At 60.0% G+C, this 6,665-nt stretch carries 5 protein-coding genes; 3 read left to right on the top strand and 2 right to left on the bottom strand.

Annotation, left to right across the window (positions count from 1 at the left end; genetic code table 11):
* The coding region (locus A3754_RS21365; protein ID WP_156497131.1) for a peroxiredoxin at positions 1–493 on the top strand (493 nt) is incomplete at its 5' end.
* A gap of 190 nt (positions 494–683) precedes the next feature.
* Here A3754_RS21365 and A3754_RS21360 read toward each other — a convergent pair.
* Entirely contained in the window at positions 684–1,514 is an 831-nt protein-coding gene (locus A3754_RS21360; protein ID WP_063521278.1) for an ion transporter, read from the bottom strand.
* Positions 1,515–1,629: 115 nt separating this feature from the next.
* Between A3754_RS21360 and A3754_RS21355 the strand changes: the two genes are divergently transcribed.
* Complete coding sequence (locus A3754_RS21355) at positions 1,630–2,631, top strand: alpha/beta hydrolase (RefSeq protein ID WP_063521277.1); 1,002 nt, start codon at positions 1,630–1,632, stop codon at positions 2,629–2,631.
* Between the two features lie 198 nt (positions 2,632–2,829).
* Positions 2,830–5,679, top strand: a complete 2,850-nt coding sequence (locus A3754_RS21350; protein WP_231880730.1) for a hypothetical protein — start codon at positions 2,830–2,832, stop codon at positions 5,677–5,679.
* 276 nt (positions 5,680–5,955) lie between these two features.
* Here A3754_RS21350 and A3754_RS21345 read toward each other — a convergent pair.
* Positions 5,956–6,665 (bottom strand): 3-deoxy-7-phosphoheptulonate synthase (locus A3754_RS21345; RefSeq protein WP_063521276.1); only part of this gene is annotated, 710 nt, incomplete at its 5' end.

Here is a 6,665-nt window from a genome sequence, read left to right as displayed (position 1 = left end):
ACTGGGTGAACCGTTGCCGGCCGTCACTTTCACGAACTTGGAGGGCAAGCCGGTAACCGTGGCGGATTACGCGGGCAAGCCAATGGTGATGCTGTTCTTCCGCGGCAACTGGTGCCCGTTGTGTATGGCACAGATTCGTGAAGTGGCAGCGCAATATCAGTCGTTGCAGGATCAGGGTGTACGGGTGGCGTTGATCAGCCCGCAGTCCCACAGCCAATCTGCGGATCTGGCAAAGCAATTTCAGGTGGATTTTGAATACCTGCGCGATGATGACAATCAGGCGGCGCGTGCTTTAGGTATTGTCGATGCGGGTGGTACCCCGGCCGGGCTGGAGGCGCTGGGCTACGACAGTGACACCGTTATGCCAACGGTATTTATCGTGGATGGCGAAGGCCGGCTGGTGTATCAGCACCTGACAGACAATTACCGGGTTCGCCCAGAGCCTGATCTGTTTATTCAGGTGTTGCGAGAGAAAGGATTAATAGACGGTTAATAAAGGCAGGGGTGAGCTAAGAGCTACGCTCGCTTCGATAAAGAAAGGCGGAAAAGTTACTCGGCATCTGCTTTTCTACGAAGCCGCTGTAGGAGCACCGTTTAGGGTGCGAACCGGGTGCGAACCGAGCGAAGCGAGGACATCGTCCGCAGGACGATCCAAGCCAGAAGCTAAAACTCTGCCGCTTTCTTTAATCATCCGGGCCTTTCAGCGACAGCTTCGGTAATTCCTCACCGCATTGCAGGCAAAAGCGGGCATCGGGCTCGTGGGAATGGCGGTGGCATCCCGGGCATTCACGTTCATAGCGCATGCTCACGCGGGCGGCGGAAATTTCCGCGGTGACGATACCGGTGGGCACGGCAATAATCGCGTAGCCGGTAATCATGGCCAGGGAAGCAATCAGCTTGCCGAACGGCGTCTGCGGTGAAATGTCGCCATACCCTACGGTGGTAATGGTCACGATGGCCCAGTAAATACTTTGCGGAATACTGGAAAAACCGTTCTCCGGGCCTTCCACCACATACATGAGGCTGCCGAAGATAATAATCACCACGAATACGGAGAACATGAACACCGCGATCTTGCGGCGGGTGCGCACCAGGGCGATGCCAAGCTGGTTGGCTTCGCCCATGAATTTGGCCAGCTTCATGACCCGGAACACGCGCAGTACCCGCAGCGCCCGGATGGTAAGCAGGTAATTGGAACCGGGGATGAACAGGCTCAGATAGGTCGGGATGACGGACAGTAAATCCACCACCCCGAAAAAGCTGCGTGCATAGCGCAGCGGTCGGTCGCTGACCCAAAGGCGAATGGCGTATTCCACCGTAAAAAGCAGAGTGAAAAACCACTCCGCCGCGTACAACAGCACGCCATACTCTTCACGGATGCTGGACACACTGTCGAGCATGACCGCAATCACGCTTCCCAGGATCGCCCCGATAAGCAGCACATCGAACAGCTGCCCGGCTGGGGTATCGGTACCAAAGATAATGTGGCGCCAGCGTTGCCGCAGGGTTTCCATATTTGCGCTGAATCCTTAACCATGGATGAACAAAGACGGGCTCATTGTGTCTTGTTCAGACAATGATGACCACTTAGGCTCAAACTCTCCACATTGCAGGCGGGTGGCCTGAGCCATGGCTGTTAACAACAAGAAATATTACCCGGCGTTGAGCTGGCAGGGAAAAATGATCAACCGGGCGATCAAGGGGGCGGTGAAACCGGTGATTAGCCGTATCCGTTTTACTCGCCGTTTCATGAAATTCTCGCAACTGGGTTTTGATACGGTGACCCTGGCGTTACCGGTCCCGTCATCAGTACATATCGCCCGGGCCCACATGGGCGGAGTGCCTGGAGAGTGGTTAATAGCTGGGCGCAATGTACGCAGTAATCGGGTGGTGCTGTACTTTCATGGCGGAGCCTATTTTTTCGGCTCGCCGCGTTCCCACCGGGCCGTCACCTGGCGTTTAAGCCGTGAATGCCGGGCCAAGGTGCTGGCGCTGGATTATCGTCAGCCACCCGACTGGGCGTACCCGGCGCCACTTGAAGATGCGGTGCGTGCCTACAAGGCATTGCTGGATACCGGGTACCGCCCGGAGCACATTGTGCTGGCAGGCGATTCCGCCGGCGGCAACCTTTCCCTGGTGACCTTGTTGCGCTTGCGCGAGCTGAATCTGCCATTGCCGGCGGCGGCCGTGCTGATCAGTCCCTGGGGCGACCTGACCTGTAGTGGTGACAGTATTCACACCAACGCGAAACAGGACCCCTTGATCCCGTTGGGTGCACTGCACTTTGTCGCCAAGTCCTACAGCCGGGGCCAGGACCCGGCAGCACCGTTACTCTCTCCTGTGTTTGCCGATTACACCGGGTTGCCGCCATTGCTGATTCAGGTGGGCAGTACCGAGCTGCTTTACAGCGATGCGGTGCGGGTCGCTGAACAAGCCGAGCGGGCAGGGGTGGAGCACACCCTGCAAGTGTGGGAGCAGATGCCCCATGTTTTCCATGCCCTGGCGGCCTGGTTGCCGGAAGCCGGCATGGCGCTGCGCGAAATAGGTGCCTTTGTGAATGCCCGGTTGAATCACTGCGACGATGCCGCGCACGTTCGGGCCCGTGCTCATATTGCTAGTGGGCGTGATTAGCAGCGGAAGGATTGCTGAAACTGTAATCGAAAAGTTGTCTTGAGCCTTGTTCAGACACTAATCGGTAACGCTGGCTACGCTTGTTAACAGTCTACCAACCTCCTTGCTCTACAGCAGATTGCACATCCCTTTCATAGTCGTTGATACCAGCTCCTGTTCTGGGGGCCATAACGACAAAGTACGATGGAGGGGTTCATCTTGGCTAATCAATTCAAACTTCTGGTAGGCAGCAGCGCCCTTGCGGCACTGCTGACGGCCTGTGGCGGTGGAGGCAGCAGCTCAGCGCCTGCCGACTCAGGCCCGGCGGCCCGTGCCCTGCCTCCGGAAATCGCAGAAATCATCGACGATCAGAACGAACTGACCGATGCTTTGTGTCCCGGTGCGTCCGGCGATGCAGGGGAGGGCGGTTCCATTGATCCCGCAACCTGTCTGGATGAAAGCGAAGACGCTGCCGAGGAAGATACCGGCTATGAGCTGTCGCTGAATCCGGTAGTACAGCAGTTCTGCCCGGAAGCGGCGCAGGTATTTGATGCCACGCTGACTTTCAACGGTGAAATGCTGGACCAGGATTTCCTTTACGATACCGACACGTCTTTTGACGGTTCTGCCACCTTCCCGGCAGCCTGTCTGCAGGAAGCGGCCGGGAATTTCCAGAACATCGGTGACATGATCGGTGGCTCCAACCCGCTGACCGAGCAACTGTGCCCGGAAGCGGCGGCGAATAGCCCGATTGATCCCGCTGCATGCTTTACGGAAGCCGTTGGTGGCGGTGGCGATTTGCCCGGCGGCGATGGCGGCCTGCCCGGTTCTGACCAGCTGCTTGCCCAGCTTTGCCCGGAAACCGGCGAACAGGAGCTGGGCCCGGAAACCCCTGTCAACTGTCTCAACGAAGCCAGCCGTGCCTATATAGACATCTACGATATGCTCACCGCGAGTAATCCGCTGACCGAGCAGATTTGTCCTGAAGATAATGCGGATGGCCGAATTGATCCTCCCCAGTGTTTTGCTGAAGCCCTGATGGGCGGTGGCATTCCAGGTGGTGGTGATGGCGGCGACGGCGGTAGCAACCCATTCGCTCCGGCCCTTGAACAGTTCTGCCCGGAAACCGCCATGGCGGACCTTGGCCCATCCACCCCGATCGACTGCCTGGCTGAAGCTGGTGGTAACTTCCAGGACGTGCAGGACCTGCTGCTGGGTTCCAACCCGCTGACAGAACAACTGTGCCCGGAAGCGGCTGCCAACAGCCCGATTGATCCCGCAGCCTGTTTCTCTGAAGCAGCCGGTGGCTTTGCCCCGGGTGGCGGTGGCCTGCCGGGTGCCGATGGCAACCCGCTGGAGCCGGTACTGGCGCAATTCTGCCCGGAAACCTCCGAAGCGGATCTGGGTCCGACCACGCCGATCGACTGTCTGACCGAAGCCGGTGGTAACTTCGGTGACGTGCAAGACCTGCTGCTGGGCTCCAACCCGCTGACCGAGCAACTGTGCCCGGAAGCGGCAGCGAACAGCCCGATTGATCCGGCGGCCTGCTTCGAAGAAGCGGCCGGTGGCTTTGCTCCGGGTGGTGGTGGTCTGCCGGGTGCCGACGGCAATCCGCTAGAGCCTGTGTTGGCGCAGTTCTGCCCGGAAACCTCCGAGGCTGACCTGGGTCCGACCACACCCATCGACTGTCTGACTGAAGCTGGCGGTAACTTCGGCGACGTGCAGGACCTGCTGCTGGGTTCCAACCCGCTGACCGAGCAACTGTGCCCGGAAGCGGCTGCTAACAGCCCGATTGATCCCGCAGCTTGCTTCGAAGAAGCTGCCGGTGGCTTTGCTCCGGGTGGCGGTGGCCTGCCGGGTGCCGACGGCAACCCGCTGGAGCCTGTATTGGCGCAGTTCTGCCCGGAAACCTCCGAAGCAGACCTGGGTCCGACCACACCGATCGACTGTCTGACCGAAGCCGGCGGTAACTTTGGCGACGTGCAGGACCTGCTGCTGGGCTCCAACCCGCTGACCGAGCAACTGTGCCCGGAAGCGGCGGCGAACAGCCCGATTGATCCCGCCGCCTGCTTTGAAGAAGCGGCCGGTGGCTTTGCTCCGGGCGGCGGTGGTCTGCCGGGCGCTGATGGCAACCCACTGGAGCCGGTACTGGCGCAGTTCTGCCCGGCAACCTCTGAAGCAGATCTTGGCCCGACCACCCCGATCGACTGTCTGACTGAAGCTGGCGGTAACTTCGGCGACGTGCAGGACTTGCTGCTGGGTTCCAACCCGCTGACCGAGCAACTGTGCCCGGAAGCGGCGGCGAACAGCCCGATTGATCCTGCCGCCTGCTTTGAAGAAGCGGCTGGTGGTTTCGCCCCAGGTGGCGGTGGCCTGCCGGGTGCCGATGGCAACCCGCTGGAGCCGGTACTGGCGCAATTCTGCCCGGAAACCTCCGAAGCGGATCTGGGTCCGACCACGCCGATCGACTGTCTGACCGAAGCCGGTAACAGCTTCGGTAACGTGGAAGAGCTGCTGCTGGGGTCCAACCCACTGACCGAGGCGCTGTGCCCGGAAGCGGCAGCGAACAGCCCGATCGACCCGGCGGCCTGCTTCATGGAAGCGGCTGGCGGTGGTCTGCCCGGTGGTGGCGGTGGCGACAACCCGCTGGCCCCGTTGCTGGAGCAGTTTTGTCCGGAAACCGCTGCTGGTGCGATTGGTCCCACTACGCCCACTGACTGTCTGACGGAAGCCGGTGCCGGTCTTGCCGCCCTGGAAGAGCTGTTGGGTCCGCTGACCGAGCCGAATCCACTCACCGATCAGGTGTGCCCGGAAACCTCTGAAACCGGTACCGTGGATCCGACCGAATGCTTCATCGAGTCCCTGGACAACGTGGAGCTGCTCAACTCCGAGCAGATCGGCCTGCTGCCGGGCTGTCCGCTACTGAGTGCCTTTAATGACGAGGGCAACCTGTCGCTGACTCTGGGTCTGGCTTGTCTGGCGAATCAGGAAACCGGCGAGGGCATCTCTCTGGAATCCGGCAACGCCCTGACGGACCTGTTCGAAAATCTGCTGGGTGGCTTGTTCTAAGTCTGACTCAGTAACGCAACAGAAAAAGCCCGGCCTTCGCGCCGGGCTTTTTTTTATGGATCCTCCCTTGTAGGAGTGCCTCTCGAGGCGCGAACCGAGCGTAGCGAGGTAAGGACTGAAGGGCATCAATATCGAAAAGAGACTGCTGTAAAGACACAAAAAATCCGGCTTCCCGCGAGTGGAAACCGGATTTTCGGAAAGGCCCGCTCTGCCTGCAATGCTTAAGTGAACGGCATTACGGCGCGAAGGCCGGGCTTTTTCAATGCGGGGGCAGCCTTAGCCATTACGTTTTGGCAGCGCCTCGCGCAGTTTGTCGGCCATGCTGCGAATGGCTTCTTCGGTGGTGTCCCAGGCGATACAGCCGTCGGTGATGGACACGCCGTATTCCAGGTCGTCCAGATTCGGCGGGATCTTCTGGTTGCCGAATTTCAGGTGCGATTCCACCATCAGGCCGAGGATGGACTCGTTGCCTTCCAGGATCTGGTTGGCGATGTTTTCCATCACCAGCGGCTGCAGGCCCGGGTCCTTGTTGGAGTTGGCGTGGGAGCAATCCACCATGATGTTGGTGGAGACACCGGCTTTCTCCAGTGCCTGTTCAGCCAACGCCACGGACACGGAATCGTAGTTCGGCTTGCCGCCACCGCCACGCAACACAACATGACCGTACTGGTTGCCCTTGGTGGTGGTCAGCGCCACGCGGCCTTCCGGGTCGATGCCCAGGAAGCGGTGAGGGGACTGTACGCTCAGCATGGCATTCACAGCCACATCCAGGCTGCCATCGGTACCGTTCTTGAAGCCCACCGGGCTGGACAGGCCGGAAGACATTTCCCGGTGTGTCTGGCTCTCGGTGGTACGCGCGCCAATGGCGTTCCAGGCGATCAAGTCCTGCAGGTACTGCGGGGTGGTCGGGTCCAACGCTTCGGTGGCGGCGGGCAGGCCTAGCTCAGCCACATCCAGCAGCAGCTTGCGGGCGATATGCAGGCCGT

This window comes from Alcanivorax sp. HI0083, from assembly GCF_001635175.1.
Note: the sequence above shows the minus strand (reverse complement) of the source record. Positions and strands in the feature narration are given on the sequence as shown.

Bases quoted from the DNA above. Each gene is read 5' to 3' on its own strand.
- A3754_RS21360 (WP_063521278.1), bottom strand. From the start codon at position 1,514: ATGGAAACCCTGCGGCAACGCTGGCGCCACATTATCTTTGGTACCGAT.
- A3754_RS21355 (WP_063521277.1), top strand. From the start codon at position 1,630: ATGGCTGTTAACAACAAGAAATATTACCCGGCGTTGAGCTGGCAGGGA.